Origin of the sequence: Candidatus Planktophila sp. (genome assembly GCF_040402275.1) — a bacterium.
Taxonomy (GTDB): Bacteria; Actinomycetota; Actinomycetes; order Nanopelagicales; family Nanopelagicaceae; genus Planktophila.
The window spans coordinates 53,440-67,574 of record NZ_JBBAMW010000006.1; the positions used below are offsets into that span (position 1 = coordinate 53,440).

The 14,135-nt window shown below is 47.4% G+C and carries 16 protein-coding genes; 14 read left to right on the plus strand and 2 right to left on the minus strand.

All coding sequences use genetic code 11. The features are described 5' to 3' along the window. The 8 genes from AC9UEY_RS02770 to groL form a co-directional block, all read left to right on the plus strand. The coding region (locus AC9UEY_RS02770; RefSeq protein ID WP_509537435.1) for an ABC transporter substrate-binding protein at window positions 1-1,277 on the plus strand (1,277 nt) is incomplete at its 5' end. Further along, window positions 1,277-2,908 (plus strand): alpha/beta fold hydrolase, encoded by a 1,632-nt coding sequence (locus tag AC9UEY_RS02775; RefSeq protein ID WP_509537438.1) that lies wholly within the window; start codon window positions 1,277-1,279, stop codon window positions 2,906-2,908. The genes AC9UEY_RS02770 and AC9UEY_RS02775, both read left to right, overlap by 1 nt. Before the next feature lie 80 nt (window positions 2,909-2,988). Next, entirely contained in the window at window positions 2,989-3,423 is a 435-nt protein-coding gene (tsaE, locus tag AC9UEY_RS02780; protein WP_509537441.1) for a tRNA (adenosine(37)-N6)-threonylcarbamoyltransferase complex ATPase subunit type 1 TsaE, read from the plus strand. Continuing rightward, the gene (gene tsaB, locus AC9UEY_RS02785; protein WP_509537444.1) at window positions 3,420-3,956 is read left to right on the plus strand and encodes a tRNA (adenosine(37)-N6)-threonylcarbamoyltransferase complex dimerization subunit type 1 TsaB; all 537 of its coding nucleotides are present in this window, start codon (window positions 3,420-3,422) and stop codon (window positions 3,954-3,956) included. The genes tsaE and tsaB overlap by 4 nt, the downstream gene beginning before the upstream one ends. After that, window positions 3,953-4,399, plus strand: a complete 447-nt coding sequence (gene rimI, locus AC9UEY_RS02790; RefSeq protein ID WP_509537447.1) for a ribosomal protein S18-alanine N-acetyltransferase — start codon at window positions 3,953-3,955, stop codon at window positions 4,397-4,399. Before tsaB ends, rimI begins: the two co-directional genes overlap by 4 nt. After that, window positions 4,396-5,427 (plus strand): tRNA (adenosine(37)-N6)-threonylcarbamoyltransferase complex transferase subunit TsaD, encoded by a 1,032-nt coding sequence (gene tsaD / locus AC9UEY_RS02795; RefSeq protein WP_509537450.1) that lies wholly within the window; start codon window positions 4,396-4,398, stop codon window positions 5,425-5,427. Before rimI ends, tsaD begins: the two co-directional genes overlap by 4 nt. Window positions 5,428-5,536: 109 nt before the next feature. Then, window positions 5,537-5,824, plus strand: coding sequence for a co-chaperone GroES (gene groES, locus AC9UEY_RS02800; protein ID WP_509537452.1), 288 nt, complete (start codon window positions 5,537-5,539; stop codon window positions 5,822-5,824). Beyond that, window positions 5,825-7,465 carry a chaperonin GroEL gene (gene groL / locus AC9UEY_RS02805; protein ID WP_509537454.1) on the plus strand — a complete coding sequence of 547 codons (1,641 nt, stop codon included), beginning with the start codon at window positions 5,825-5,827 and terminating at the stop codon, window positions 7,463-7,465. It abuts the gene before it with no gap. 70 nt (window positions 7,466-7,535) lie between these two features. On the opposite strand, the gene AC9UEY_RS02810 is transcribed toward groL, so the two are convergent. Further along, entirely contained in the window at window positions 7,536-7,838 is a 303-nt protein-coding gene (locus AC9UEY_RS02810) for a WhiB family transcriptional regulator (RefSeq protein ID WP_509537480.1), read from the minus strand. 110 nt (window positions 7,839-7,948) lie between these two features. Between AC9UEY_RS02810 and AC9UEY_RS02815 the strand changes: the two genes are divergently transcribed. The 5 genes from AC9UEY_RS02815 to AC9UEY_RS02835 all read left to right on the plus strand — a co-directional run bounded on the left by AC9UEY_RS02815 (window position 7,949) and on the right by AC9UEY_RS02835 (window position 13,363). After that, entirely contained in the window at window positions 7,949-8,827 is an 879-nt protein-coding gene (locus tag AC9UEY_RS02815; RefSeq protein ID WP_509537457.1) for a MerR family transcriptional regulator, read from the plus strand. A gap of 68 nt (window positions 8,828-8,895) precedes the next feature. Beyond that, entirely contained in the window at window positions 8,896-9,990 is a 1,095-nt protein-coding gene (gene guaB, locus AC9UEY_RS02820) for an IMP dehydrogenase (RefSeq protein WP_509537483.1), read from the plus strand. Then, window positions 9,987-11,099 (plus strand): GuaB3 family IMP dehydrogenase-related protein, encoded by a 1,113-nt coding sequence (locus tag AC9UEY_RS02825; protein WP_509537460.1) that lies wholly within the window; start codon window positions 9,987-9,989, stop codon window positions 11,097-11,099. The genes guaB and AC9UEY_RS02825 overlap by 4 nt, the downstream gene beginning before the upstream one ends. Further along, window positions 11,092-12,642 carry a glutamine-hydrolyzing GMP synthase gene (gene guaA / locus AC9UEY_RS02830; RefSeq protein ID WP_509537463.1) on the plus strand — a complete coding sequence of 517 codons (1,551 nt, stop codon included), beginning with the start codon at window positions 11,092-11,094 and terminating at the stop codon, window positions 12,640-12,642. The genes AC9UEY_RS02825 and guaA overlap by 8 nt, the downstream gene beginning before the upstream one ends. 40 nt (window positions 12,643-12,682) lie before the next feature. Next, window positions 12,683-13,363, plus strand: a complete 681-nt coding sequence (locus AC9UEY_RS02835; protein WP_509537466.1) for a peptidylprolyl isomerase — start codon at window positions 12,683-12,685, stop codon at window positions 13,361-13,363. A gap of 3 nt (window positions 13,364-13,366) precedes the next feature. Here AC9UEY_RS02835 and AC9UEY_RS02840 read toward each other — a convergent pair whose 3' ends face one another. Beyond that, entirely contained in the window at window positions 13,367-13,801 is a 435-nt protein-coding gene (locus AC9UEY_RS02840; protein WP_509537469.1) for a nucleotidyl cyclase domain-containing protein, read from the minus strand. Between the two features lie 29 nt (window positions 13,802-13,830). Here AC9UEY_RS02840 and AC9UEY_RS02845 point away from each other — a divergent pair. Beyond that, on the plus strand, window positions 13,831-14,135 hold a 305-nt coding region (locus AC9UEY_RS02845; protein WP_509537472.1), incomplete at its 3' end, for a hypothetical protein.

The window sequence follows — 14,135 nt, forward strand, 5'->3', positions numbered from 1 at the left end:
ACCGTCGCAAGCTGATTACAGCTTCAGCGGTACTGGCCGTAGTTGGATTAGCTGCAACAGCTCTTCCGGCACAAGCGGCAGAAGTTGGCGTGACCTCAACTCAAATTAAATTGGGTATGACGGTGCCAATGACAGGTACAGCATCACTTGGTTATAACAAGATTCCAGGTGCAGCAAAGGCATACTTTGATTACCTCAATGCAAATGGTGGAATCAATGGTCGCAAGATAACCCTCGTTGTTAAGGATGATCGTTATGTCCCAACTGAAGCGGTTTCAAAGACAAATGAACTTATCCTCAAAGACAAGGTTATGGCACTTCTTGCACCACTAGGAACTGCAAACGTTAAGGCGGTTGCCTCATCTGTTAACCCAGCCCGCCGCGGTGTTCCAGTGTTGTTTGTTAACACAGGATTTAGTGGATTTGCAGATGCTAAGAAGTACCCAACTACTTACACAGTTTTGCCTTCATACATCATGGAAGCAAAAATCATGGGTGAGTACATCAAGGAAAATTTTGCCGGTAAGAAAATTGGAATTCTTTATCAGGATGACGACTTCGGAACAGATGCTCTCGCAGGATTTAAGACCGCCGGAGTCAACTTCGCAGTCAAAGTTCCTTACCCAGCAGGTGGACAAACAGCTGCAGCTGCAGCGGGTTGGATTACAAAGTTTAAGGCTGCTGAAGCCGACGTTGTAATTCTCTTCGATGTATCAAGTGCGACTTCTGCAATGCTTGGCGTTGCAGCGCAGTTGAAGTACGCACCACAGTGGATGCTTGGTTCAGTTGGTGGAGATGCAACCACAATTAAATTGACTGGTGTTCCAGCAGGCGTTCTATATAACGCGATTGGTTTCTCACCAGTTCCAGCAACTACAGATATGAAGGATGAATACGTCAAACTATTCTCTGATATCTATGCAAAGGCAGTTCCAGGATCAGCATTTGATCTAAACGTTCTACTTGGAATGAACTCAGCATTTATGGCAGCGCAAGCTCTTAAGGCAGCTGGCCAGAATCCAACACGCAAGTCATTGATGGAAGCGATCGATAGCAAGGGTGCAACTTTTGCAAACGCAGCACTAGTGCCGCTTGGTTATTCAAAGACTAGCCACGTTGGTCTAACCGGCTATTGGGTTGGAAAGTACTCACCAACTGGTGATCTTGCTCCAGTGGGCGGTTCATATGTTGTTTACACAACCGATTCAGGATCTGGTCCAGTTGTTAAGTCAACATACAAGCGTCCAGCAATGCCAGCGAAGGGATTACCTAACTAATGAAAAAAGTAAGATTACTTTCGCTTCTTTCAGTAACAGCACTTGTAACAACAGTTCTAGTCACAGCACCAACAGTTGCTAATGCAGCACCTGCGTGTGATGGCAAGAGCCCAATCCAATCTTGTGTTGGTGTTACATCAGATGGCGCACCGTATGCAATGCAGGTTCCAGCAAACTTCAACGGCACAGTTGCTTTGTACTCACACGGATACCGCTACAACGTAGATATTCCTGCAGCAATTCCTCTCATTGGTGGATATAAGATCACTAATACGCCAGAGCCAGTTCCTGGTGGAAACGCTGCAGTTGCCCAGTACTTCTTTAGCCAAGGTATTGCAATCGTAGGATCAGGTTTTGCTCGTCAAGGGTGGAATCCAGATTCAGCGATCAAGACAAACGTTGAGCTCATTGACACATTCAAGAAGCAGTTCCCAAAGACAACCAAAGTTGTTGCATGGGGATCATCTCTTGGTGGCGTAATTACTCAGGGTCTTGCTGAAAAGTATCCTCAACTAGTTTCTGCAGTTGCACCAATGTGTATGGCAGACAACATCACACCTCAGTTAACAATGGCTGGAGACTTCCTATGGGGAGTAAAGGTTCTCTTTGATCCAACGATCAAGGGTGGAAGCTACTCAGCTGGTGCTGCAGGTGTTGCAGAGTCATACGCTGACTTAGGTAAAGTCTTTACAGTTATGGGCAAGTTGCAAGCAGCACTAGCAACTGGTGCATGGCCAGATACTTCATCTGCAACTGGAAAGTCATTAGCTGCAGCTGGAGTTCCATCACGAAGTGCATTGCTGCTACTTGGTTTGATGGCTGGACTTCCAACTCAATCAGCACACTTTGACTCAATCTCAGGTCCTGAGGGTGCGTTGAAGTTAACTTTCCCATTGGCACTTAGCCCAGCACTTGCAATCCTTGAAAACGGAACAAATGCTGCAGCACTTGCTGTTCTTGCAACACAAGATGTTGAAGCTCAAGCAGGCGGAGCAATCTTTGATAACACAAAGACTGATTACTCAGCCCGAATTGATGGAGAGCGTGTTATTTATAACGCAGCACTATCTGGTAACACAGTAATTGATGCACTCTTGGGTGCATTATCTGCTGCAAACCCAGGTGCACCACGCGCCGTTGCTAATCCAGCAGCTGTTGCAAAGATGAACGCGCTACACACCAACACAGGAAAGATCAATGTTCCAACAGTTCTTATGGTTGGAATTGCAGATCCAATTACTCCTGCAGGTGCCTCACAGCGTCTGGTTGATCTATACGCAGAGCAGTACGCAGCTGAAAAGGCTGCTGCTATCAAGGCATATCAGACAACTCGTAACTTCAAGACACCTACAAACAAGCTTTTGATGCTCTGGAATACAACTCCAAGTAGCTACACAAAGTTTGATGCGGCAGGGTCACCAATCACTTCAACACCTGCAGCGCAGGGAACTAACCACTGTAACTTCACATCAGCACAATTAGTGTTGGTCGCAAAGTCAATGGTTCAAGCTTCAAACAGCGGAAGACTTCCTTCAGGTGGAGCGTTGTACACAGCGGTACGTAAAGCTGGCAACCTTTCAGTTGACAAGGGCATCCGTGCACCATGGTTGAAGTCTTACGGAAATAACTAATACATCGATCGCAGTAAATCGAGGGTAGTAAGAAGCAGGGCCAGGTAATCCTGGCCCTGCTTTTACTTTATCCTTGACCAATGATCTCCATTGCAACCGCTGATGAAATGCAGCAGTTAGGCGAAAAGCTTTCAGCCCATTTGCGTGCTGGAGATCTTGTCCTTGTCAACGGCCCACTCGGTGCCGGTAAAACAGTCTTGGCACAAGGCGTTGGTGCGGGCCTTGGAATCAGTGGCATCACTTCACCCACCTTTGTTATTTCACGAGTCCACAAAGCGGCGGTGCCCTTTATTCACGTCGATGTCTATCGTTTAGTTGATTCTGAAAATCCCAACCTTTATCTTGATGATTTAGATCTAGATATTGCCGGGTCGATCACATTCATTGAATGGGGCGGGGCAGAATCTGCGCGTCTTAGTGAAGATCGACTAGAGATCACTATTGATCGTAGTAATGATGTGAGAAAGGTTGAGATCACACCAGTTGGATCTCGCTGGGCTGGGTTTGCATTATGAGCAAAATATTGGCAATAGATACATCAACCTCTCGCACATCAGTAGCAATTATCGATGGGGACACCCTTGTGTTTAGTGGGCACCGAGATGGTGCAACAGCACACGGACCTTCTCTTCCTGCATTAATTCAAGAGGCGTTAGCAGTCAGTGATGTCGATGAAGTTGTAGTTGGAATGGGTCCTGGGCCATTTACGGGCTTAAGAGTTGGCATCGCCTTTGCTCAAAGTTTTGCATTAGCCCGCGATATTCCAGTTCGTGGTGTTTGTTCGCTAGATGCCATAGCTGCACAGGTAGATGAGAAAGATTTCATCATTACCGTTGATGCGAGACGTAAAGAAGTTTATTGGGCCCGCTACACAGACGGTGTTCGAGTTGGAGAACCAGCGGTTAACTTTCCAGCTGATGTGTCAGGTGCACCAATACATGCAGATCTCTTTCCGGATATGCAGGCACTGGTTAAGTTACCTGGAAACATTACTGAGCCAATTTATCTACGCAGACCAGATGCAGTTGCAACGGCGGATCGTCCATGATTACTTATCGCGAGGCCAATGCCTTTGATCTTCCTGTTTTTGTTTCTTTAGATAAAGAGTTGTTTCCGTATTCACCGTGGTCTGCATCCCAGTACAAAGAAGAGTTTTCAAGCCCAACTCGTCACTTTGTCGTGGCCGTGGATGCTGCACAAAGCATCATTGGTTACGCGGGGGTTTTTGCGCCGGGTGAGGCTGAAGCAGATATTTTGACTGTGGGTGTTGTGCCTGCCCATCGCGGAAAAGGTATTGCTAAAGCACTCATAGCTTTGATTACCGATTGGGCCAATGCGCAAGGATCAACAGCAATGATGCTTGAAGTCAAGACAGATAACATTGATGCGATAGGTCTCTATGAATCATTAGGGTATTCAAAACTTAATGTCCGTAAGGATTATTTTGGTGCTGGCCTTGATGCCCAAGTAATGCGATTGGAGCTGTCATGAGCGAGCCAATTGTTTTAGGTATCGAGACATCCTGTGATGAAACAGCTGTCGGTATTGTCCGTGGACGCACGTTATTGGCCAATGTAATTGCATCTAGCGTGGAAGAACATGCACGTTTTGGGGGAGTTGTACCTGAAATTGCAAGCCGTGCCCACCTTGAAGCAATGATTCCAACGCTGCACCAAGCACTTAAAGATTCCAAGTTATCTTTGAAAGATATTGACGCAGTTGCTGTTACTGGGGGTCCAGGATTAGTTGGCGCGCTTCTAGTTGGTGTGGGGTCCGCAGCAGGCCTTGCACTTGGTTTGAACAAACCAATTTATGCCGTTAACCATTTAGCTGCCCACGTGAGTGTTGATTCGCTGACACACAGCAATCCTTTGGATCCCACTATTGCCTTACTAGTTAGTGGTGGACACTCATCGCTGTTACAAGTAGATGACATCACCGGTTCTATTACAAAACTTGGCGAGACCATGGATGATGCTGCAGGTGAGGCGTTCGACAAGATCGCACGTGTGATGAAGTTAGGTTTCCCGGGTGGTCCTGCCATTGATACGTTGTCACATGAAGGTAGTGCAATAGCAATTGATTTTCCTCGGGGCTTAACAACTTCTAATGACTGGCTAACGCGGCCATTTGATTTTTCATTCTCTGGTTTGAAAACGGCAGTTGCTAGATATTTGGAGGCAACACCAAATTATGTTCGAGCCGATGTTGCTGCTTCTTTTCAAGAAGCAATCGTTGATGTTCTGCTTTTAAAGGCTGTTGCTGCCTGCAAACAAACAGGGATTCATTCACTTGTTATTGCTGGCGGGGTTGCAGCTAACTCGAGGCTTCGAGCCGTGGCTCAAGAACGGTGCGATAAGGCGGGGATCTTGTTAAGGGTTCCGAGCCCCGGGCTGTGTACCGATAACGGGGCGATGGTCGCTGCCCTGGGCTCATTGATGGTTTCTGCGGGCCGCACGCCCAGCCCTGTGGCCTTTGACGCTGATTCCAGCCTGCCTGTAACCACTGTAAGCCTGTAATCCCTGATTTGCTGTGAGGGATTAGCCCGCCTAGAGTTTGCGTTAGCACTCACGACCCGAGTCTGCTAATTCTGGTCGCACGAGGAAACAGAACAAAAGGAGTCACACCATGGCAGTAAAGCCACTAGAAGATCGCATCGTTATCAAGGCAAACGAGGCTGAGACAACAACAGCATCAGGTCTTGTTATCCCAGATACAGCAAAAGAGAAGCCACAGGAAGGCACTGTTATCGCAGTAGGCCCAGGTCGCTTTGATGATGGCGTGCGCGTTCCAATGGATGTCAAGGTTGGCGATGTTGTTCTTTACAGCAAGTACGGCGGAACTGAAATCAAGCACGGTGGAGAAGATCTACTTGTTCTTTCAGCTCGCGACATTCTCGCTGTAATCGAGAAGTAAATGGGAAAGAGTCTTCAATTTGATGAGCAAGCACGCCGTGCCATGGAGCGCGGTGTCAATATTCTTGCTGACACAGTAAAGGTAACTCTGGGACCTAAGGGTCGCAACGTTGTTATCGGTAAGTCTTTTGGTGCGCCAATCATCACTAATGATGGTGTGACAATTGCAAAGGAAATTGAACTATCAGATCCTGCTGAAAATATGGGAGCTCAGTTAGTTAAAGAGGTTGCGACGAAGACAAATGATGTCGCAGGTGACGGAACTACAACAGCGACTGTTCTAGCTCAAGCAATGGTTAAAGAAGGACTTCGTAACCTTGCAGCTGGCGCACAGCCAATGGATATCAAGATTGGTATCGAAGCGGCCGTAGCAGCGGTTTCAGAGAAGTTGCGCTCGCAGGCAACTCCAGTTAATGGAAAGCCACAGATTGCAGATGTTGCAACAATTTCTGCACAAGATCGTGCAATCGGTGAATTAATTGCTGAAGCGATGGACCGTGTTGGTAAAGATGGAGTTATTACAGTTGAAGAGGCATCAACAACTGGACTTGATCTTGAATTTACAGAGGGAATGCAGTTCGACAAGGGCTACATTTCACCGTATTTCGTAACTAACCAAGATCGCATGGAAGCAATCCTTGAGGATGCTTACGTATTGATCTCAGCAAACAAGGTGTCTGCTCTGTCAGATCTTTTGCCTTTGCTTGAAAAGGTTGCACAGGCTTCAAAGCCACTATTGATCATCGCTGAAGACATTGAAGGCGAAGCACTGTCAACGCTAGTTGTTAACCGCATGCGCGGAGTCTTTGCTTCAGTTGCTGTTAAGGCACCTGGCTTTGGAGATCGTCGTAAAGCGACTCTGCAGGACATCGCAGTACTAACAGGCGGACAAGTTATTTCTTCAGAACTTGGAATGAAACTTGAGAGCGTAACTCTTGAAGATCTAGGTAAGGCTCGTCGCATCGTTGTTACAAAGGATGCAACAACCATCGTTGATGGAGCTGGCGATAAGGCAGCAGTTGCTGCTCGTGTTTCTGAGCTTCGCAAGGAGATCGAAAATAGCGACTCTTCATGGGATAAGGAAAAGCTACAAGAGCGTCTTGCAAAGCTTGCCGGCGGAGTATGCGTAATCAAGGTTGGCGCACACACCGAAGTTGAACTCAATGAAAAGAAGCACCGTCTTGAGGATGCAATCTCTGCAACTCGCGCCGCTGTTGAAGAAGGAATCGTTGTTGGCGGAGGCGCAGCACTTGTGCATGCAGCCGATGCTCTTGAAGGCGATCTTGGATTCACAGGCGATAAGGCTGTTGGAGTTCGTTTAGTTCGCAAGGCTTGTGATGAGCCACTTCGTTGGATCGCAGAAAATGCAGGACTTGAAGGCTACGTAGTAGTTGCAAAGGTTCGCGCAATGAAGCACAACGAAGGTTTCAACGCTGCAACAGATGTGTATGGCGATCTAGCAGCTGATGGTGTTATCGATCCAGTTAAGGTAACTCGTTCAGCACTAGCAAACGCTGCATCAATTGCTGCAATGTTTATTACAACAGAAGCTGTTGTCTATGAGAAGCCAGCAGAACAAGCTGCAGCTGATGCTGCAGGTGGACACGGACATTCACATGGCCCAGGTGGACACTCTCACTAATTAGAATAGAAAGAAGCCCCGCGGATTTTATCTGCGGGGCTTTTTCTTTTCTCCTTAGGAGGAAGGAAATTTATGAAGCGTGTGAAACATCGGTCTTGACATCTTTTCCAATGATTGCGAGGCGATCATCTTCTGATAAACCTCCCCAAATTCCGTATGGCTCTTGCACAGCAAGGGCATGTGCGCGGCAGGCAGCAATTACTGGGCATGATGCGCACACAGCCTTGGCAGTGTTTTCACGGTTGCGACGACGGGGTCCGCGTTCTCCATCTGGATGGAAAAACATCTCAGAAGGAAGCTCGCGACATGAACCCTGGTACTGCCATTCCCATTCATCGGCAACGGGACGGGGTAAACGTGAAGTTTCGGCCATGTCGATACTGTACAACCGCGCCATAGGTTGTTCAAGTACCTGTGCCTTGAAAGCCCGTTTTGCGGTGTTTTCAGGTGGTGAGTTAGGCCACTTCACGCCACGATAAGCCTATGGAAGAGGAGCTTTTAACGGTAGCCGCCGTTGCCCGCCGCATAGGCGTGGCCCCAGCCACTCTTCGCACCTGGGACCGTCGCTATGGCCTCGGTCCATCGGCCCACGAGGCGGGTGAGCATCGCCGCTACCGCCCGCATGATCTGGCAGTTCTGATAACTATGCGCAAGTTAATTACCGCAGGTGTCTCGCCGGCAGATGCAGCCAAACAAGCAAAAAGCTTTCAGGGCCCAGTTTCAGTTGCACAGGTCATCGAAAAGTACGAAGTTCGGGAGGATTTGGTTCACGCACTTCATAAGGCGGCCAAGTTGCTTGATAAAAAATTTATCGAAGATGCCTTGCGAAAAGACATTGATCTATATGGAGTTATTGCATCATGGTCTGAAGTCATTGTCCCGCTTTTAGTTTTAATTGGTGATGAATGGGAAAAAACTCAAACCGGAATTGAAGTAGAGCATCTACTCTCCGAAATTCTTAAATCAGTTTTTCGAGAGAAATCCGCTGAGGTGGCAGAGCCTTGTAACCCACGGCCGGTGCTACTTGCATCAGTTGGCGAAGAAACACATTCGCTGGCCTTGCATGCATTGGCATCTGCGCTAGCTGAAAAAAATATCTCAACCTATTTTTTGGGTGCTAGAACTCCTCTAGAAGCACTGAGTGGAGTTATTACTCGCTCTGCGCCACCGGCCATTTTTCTTTGGGCTCAGTTATCCCATAATGGAGATTCGCGCTTCTACACAGATATCCCCGCTATTCGACCTGCCCCTCGTGTCATTATCGGTGGACCAGGGTGGACGGTGAATTCTGATTGCCCTGTAGCCCATGTCAGCGATTTATCTCAAGCCTGTGCTGAGATTGAGCGTGCAGTAGGGCTATAAAAGCCCCGATAGACTTTGGCCTTCGATATGCACAAGGGGGCGGCGTGAGCGATACAGATAAGGTCGCAATGCTTGGCCTGACCTACGACGATGTTCTTTTGCTCCCAGATGCCTCAGATGTAGTTCCTTCAGAAGTCAGCACGATTACTCAGCTAACACGCAATATTTCAATTGCAGTTCCGCTGGTTTCTTCAGCGATGGACACAGTTACAGAATCTGAAATGGCCATAGCAATGGCCAAGGCTGGCGGAATTGGAATCATCCACCGCAACCTTCCGATTGATGCGCAAGTTACTCACGTTAAATTGGTCAAGAATGTTGGACTTGCAGGAGCCGCCGTTGGAGTTGGCGATGATGGATTTGCTAGAGCGCAAGCATTAATCGAAGCAGGAGTCGATGTTGTTGTTGTTGATACGGCGCACGGTCATCACCGCGCAGTATTAGATGCAATTGCTCGTATTAAAAAGTTTTCTCCAACCACTGAAATCATTGGTGGCAATGTTGCAACTCGTGCAGGGGCGCAGGCTCTCATTAATGCTGGAGCAGATGCTGTAAAAGTTGGCGTTGGTCCCGGATCAATTTGTACAACCCGTGTTGTAGCAGGTGTAGGCGTTCCACAAGTAACAGCAATTCTTGAAGCATCAAAGGCATGTAATAAAGCTGGAATTCCATTAATCGCAGATGGTGGTTTGCAGTATTCAGGTGACATCGTCAAAGCACTTGTTGCTGGTGCAAACTCAGTAATGCTTGGTTCGCTACTTGCAGGATGTGAAGAGTCTCCTGGCGAGCTAATTGAAATCAACGGTGTTAAATACAAGGCATATCGCGGAATGGGTTCACTGGGTGCGATGCAATCTCGCGGTGAACAAAAGTCTTATTCAAAGGATCGCTATATGCAGGACGATGTTTTATCTGAAGACAAACTTGTCCCAGAAGGCATTGAAGGCAAGGTTGCATTTAGTGGCAAGGTTGCAGAAGTTGTTCATCAACTTGTGGGCGGACTTCGCTCAGGCATGGGATATGCGGGCGCACCAGATATCGAAACTTTGCGCCGCGAAGGACGTTTGATTCAAATTACAGCAGCAGGGTTGCAGGAAAGCCACCCACATGATGTGGCACATGTTGCTGATGCTCCTAATTACCAGAAGAAGGGCCGCTCATGAATAACATCGAAATCGCACCTGGAAAGCGTGCTCGCACTGCCTACTCTTTTGATGACATCGCAATTGTGCCAAGCCGCCGTACGCGTGATCCTGAAAATGTTTCTACTGGCTGGCAGATCGATGCGTATAAATTTGAACTACCCATGATGGCAGCGCCAATGGACTCTGTTGTTTCACCTGAAACTGCAATTGCTATTGGAAAGCTTGGCGGATTAGGAGTACTTAACCTTGAAGGGTTGTGGACTCGTTATGAGGATCCACGTATTCCACTGGGTGAAATTGCTTCGATGCCAGATAAGCATGCAACTAAGCGCATGCAGGAAATTTACAACGCTCCAATTCGTCCAGAACTTATTAAAGAGCGTATTCAGCAGATTCGAGATGCTGGTGTGACTGTTGCAGCATCGTTATCACCTGCTCGCACAGCAGAGTTTCACAAGGCGGTAATTGCAGCCGGCGTAGACATATTTGTAATCCGCGGAACAACTGTCTCAGCAGAACATGTTGCACCCGAAGGAGAAGCGCTCAACCTTAAGAAGTTTATTTATGAACTAGATGTGCCTGTGATCGTCGGCGGAGTTGCAACCTCAACAGCAGCACTTCACTTAATGCGCGCAGGTGCTGCAGGAGTATTGGTTGGATTTGGTGGAGGGGCAACACACACAACTCGCAAGGTTTTGGGCGTTGAAGTGCCTATGGCATCGGCAGTTGCTGAAGTCGCATCTGCTCGCCGTGAATACTTGGATGAATCAGGTGGACGTTATGTTCATGTGATTGCAGATGGCGCAGTTGGTCGAAGTGGTGACATTGCAAAGGCAATTGCATGCGGGGCAGATGCGGTCATGATGGGTTCACCACTTGCAAAGGCGATCGAAGCACCAGGACTTGGTTGGCACTGGGGATCAGAAGCACATCACCCAGTACTTCCACGCGGTGAGCGCGTAAATGTGGGAACTGTTGGCACCTTGGAAGAGATTTTACTTGGACCATCACATACTTCAGATGGATCTATGAACTTGTTCGGTGCACTTCGTCGCGCAATGGCAACATGTGGTTATTCAGATGTGAAGGAGTTCCAGCGCGTAGAGGTACTTATTCATCGTGGCTGAATCGCGTGGAGTCCTAGTTGTTGATTTTGGTGCTCAGTACGCGCAGTTAATTGCACGTCGGGTTCGCGAAGCCAATGTCTTCTCCGAAATTGTTCCATCATCAATCACAGCTGCTGAAGTTACAGCCAAAAACCCAAGTGCAATTATTTTGTCCGGTGGGCCATCAAGTGTGTATGCAGAGAATGCACCAAAGGTTGATGCCGCAATTTTCGCACTCGGGATTCCAGTCTTTGGAATTTGTTATGGTTTCCAAGCGATGGCAGCAGCCCTTGGTGGCGTTGTAAGCCAGACCGGTAAGTCAGAGTTTGGTCGAACAGAGACAACTGTTCAGCCAAGTTCAAAGGTATTTACTGGATTGCCAGCACAGCAAAAAGTCTGGATGTCCCATGGGGATGCGGTAACACAAGCACCTGCCGGATTTACAGTAAGTGCCGTAACAGAAGATACGCCGATAGCAGCTTTTGAAGATGCGACCGGAAAGCTTGCCGGGGTCCAGTTTCACCCGGAGGTTCTACATAGCCAGCACGGTCAAGCAATTCTGCGCAATTGGCTCGTCAATATTGCCAAGTGTGATGCAACATGGACAACTGCAAACATTGCAGAAACAGAGATTTCAAAGGCGAAGCAAATTATTGGTGACAAGAGAGTCATTTGTGGACTATCAGGTGGTGTTGATTCAGCAGTTGCTGCAGCAATTATTCAAAAGGCGGTTGGCAATCAACTGACATGTGTTTTTGTGGATCATGGATTATTGCGCAAGGGTGAAGCAGAACAGGTAGAGCGCGACTTTGTTGCTTCAACTGGTGTGCAGTTGGTTGTAATTGATGCCAAGGATCAATTCCTTAACGCCCTTAAAGATGTTACAGATCCCGAAGAAAAACGAAAGATTATTGGCCGCGAATTTATTAGATCATTTGAAGCAGCCGCTCGCGATATTGCAGCTGGGGGAGATGTAGAGTTTTTAGTGCAAGGCACCTTGTATCCAGATGTTGTTGAATCAGGCGGCGGCACAGGAACAGCAAATATTAAATCCCACCACAATGTTGGTGGACTACCCGATGATTTACAGTTCACATTAGTTGAACCACTTCGCACATTATTTAAAGATGAAGTTCGCCAAGTTGGATTAGAACTTGGATTGCCAGAAGAGATTGTGTGGCGTCAACCTTTTCCTGGCCCTGGACTCGGAATCAGAATTGTTGGTTCAGTGACACAAGAGCGGCTAGATCTATTGCGGGAAGCAGATGCGATTGCCCGAGAAGAGTTAAAGGCCGCTGGACTAGATCGTGACATCTGGCAGTGTCCAGTTGTCCTGCTGGCCGATGTTCGAAGCGTTGGTGTTCAGGGCGATGGCCGTACCTATGGCCACCCCATCGTGTTGCGCCCAGTCTCATCCGAGGATGCCATGACTGCCGATTGGTCAAGAGTTCCCTATGAAGTTCTTGAGAAGATTTCTACCCGCATAACAAATGAGGTCCGTGAGGTCAATCGAGTGGTCTTAGATGTAACAAGCAAGCCACCTGGCACCATTGAATGGGAATAAATTAAGGGTTTTCACAGGATTTAGATTTATCATTTCTCACATGACACAAGGAGTTTCTATGAAGCGGACGGTGATTGCAGCTATTGCAATCTCAGTACTCCTTTCCCCATCAGCCGTTGCTGATACAAAGAGCAGAGCAGCAAAGAATGTAAAGGTTGCAGCTATTAAGTGTGGGCCAACTAAAGCATCTGGACATACCCCTAAAGATGTTGCTCCAGCTCAGAAGCTTCCTAAGAAATTAGCTCGTATATTTACCTTTGAAACGAATTGTGGAAATATTGTCATTACAACGGTTGGAGCAAAAGCTCCAATTACGATTACACAGCTATCTACTTTGGCTAAGCGTGGATACTTCGATAACTCTTTGTGTCATCGATTAACCACACAAGGTCTTTATGTATTGCAATGTGGAGATCCAACAGCAACAGGAAGTGGTGGACCTAACTTCACCTATGGCGATGAAAATCTACCCACTGCAACTGCTAATAATTATCCAGCCGGAACAGTTGCAATGGCTAACTCAGGTCCAGGAACAAATGGAAGTCAGTTCTTCTTAGTCTTTGCAGATACAACTCTTGGTGCTAACTACACAATCTGGGGCACAATTACACAAGGCTTAGATATTGTTAAAGCGATTGCAAAGGCTGGAGTTAAAGGTGGTGGCGCCGATGGCACACCAAATCAAGCTATTGCAATTAATCGTGTATTTGTCACTAATTAATTCTTAACTAGTAACTAATTCAGCACGATCCAATCGATCTAGCAGCTTGAGAGAGTCTTCGTTATCACGCGCGTAAACGGTTCCAATCTTAATATCTAGCGTGTGATTAACCGTCAGTGATGTAGCGTCAAGGAGCCTTTTTACAAAGAGATCAGCGTTTCCGCGCCCATCTCGAACGATGATGACAACCTCATTTACCCCGAGCCTGCCTATGCAATCTTCTTGCCTGGTTAATTGTGTGAGCTCATAGGAAAAATGCAAGATGTCATATGCGCGAACCTGATCAGAGTCAGGATTATCGAAGAGGATTTTTATCAATGCAATCGGTTTATCGGTGCGGGTTGCTAATGAAATTTCACGACGTAATTGGTCATAAAAGTATGTTGGAGATGCCAAATGAGTTTGAGAATCATGAATTCCATCATGTGAAAAGAGCATTGAGTCCTCACTTCAGTTAATCTCCTCGTATGAGTCAAGATCCTGCCAAAGCGGCTAAGGCACGCGCACTAGTGGCATCCCTACTCTTTGTTGAGGCAGGGGTGGTTGTATTGCTCGCCCTGTGGCTGATTGTGCTCACATTTACAACTGATTCTTTTGAACTGCTTCCTTTTTTGGGTGTGCTGCTTTTTGCATTACTTGGGGCTGCTGGATTAGCAGCCTCTGCCATTGGTTATCGTCGCGGAAAGTACTTTGGCCGATCACCGGCAGTACTTGCTAATTTGATTGCACTCGGTGTTGTTTCCTATCAAGTAGAAGCTCATCTTTGGTTTGT

Bases quoted from the DNA above. Each gene is read 5' to 3' on its own strand.
- AC9UEY_RS02775 (WP_509537438.1), top strand. From the start codon at position 1,277: ATGAAAAAAGTAAGATTACTTTCGCTTCTTTCAGTAACAGCACTTGTA.
- AC9UEY_RS02840 (WP_509537469.1), bottom strand. From the start codon at position 13,801: ATGCTCTTTTCACATGATGGAATTCATGATTCTCAAACTCATTTGGCA.
- AC9UEY_RS02835 (WP_509537466.1), top strand. From the start codon at position 12,683: ATGACACAAGGAGTTTCTATGAAGCGGACGGTGATTGCAGCTATTGCA.
- tsaD (WP_509537450.1), top strand. From the start codon at position 4,396: ATGAGCGAGCCAATTGTTTTAGGTATCGAGACATCCTGTGATGAAACA.
- rimI (WP_509537447.1), top strand. From the start codon at position 3,953: ATGATTACTTATCGCGAGGCCAATGCCTTTGATCTTCCTGTTTTTGTT.
- groL (WP_509537454.1), top strand. From the start codon at position 5,825: ATGGGAAAGAGTCTTCAATTTGATGAGCAAGCACGCCGTGCCATGGAG.
- AC9UEY_RS02810 (WP_509537480.1), bottom strand. From the start codon at position 7,838: ATGGCCGAAACTTCACGTTTACCCCGTCCCGTTGCCGATGAATGGGAA.
- tsaB (WP_509537444.1), top strand. From the start codon at position 3,420: ATGAGCAAAATATTGGCAATAGATACATCAACCTCTCGCACATCAGTA.
- guaB (WP_509537483.1), top strand. From the start codon at position 8,896: ATGCTTGGCCTGACCTACGACGATGTTCTTTTGCTCCCAGATGCCTCA.
- AC9UEY_RS02815 (WP_509537457.1), top strand. From the start codon at position 7,949: ATGGAAGAGGAGCTTTTAACGGTAGCCGCCGTTGCCCGCCGCATAGGC.
- groES (WP_509537452.1), top strand. From the start codon at position 5,537: ATGGCAGTAAAGCCACTAGAAGATCGCATCGTTATCAAGGCAAACGAG.
- tsaE (WP_509537441.1), top strand. From the start codon at position 2,989: ATGATCTCCATTGCAACCGCTGATGAAATGCAGCAGTTAGGCGAAAAG.
- AC9UEY_RS02825 (WP_509537460.1), top strand. From the start codon at position 9,987: ATGAATAACATCGAAATCGCACCTGGAAAGCGTGCTCGCACTGCCTAC.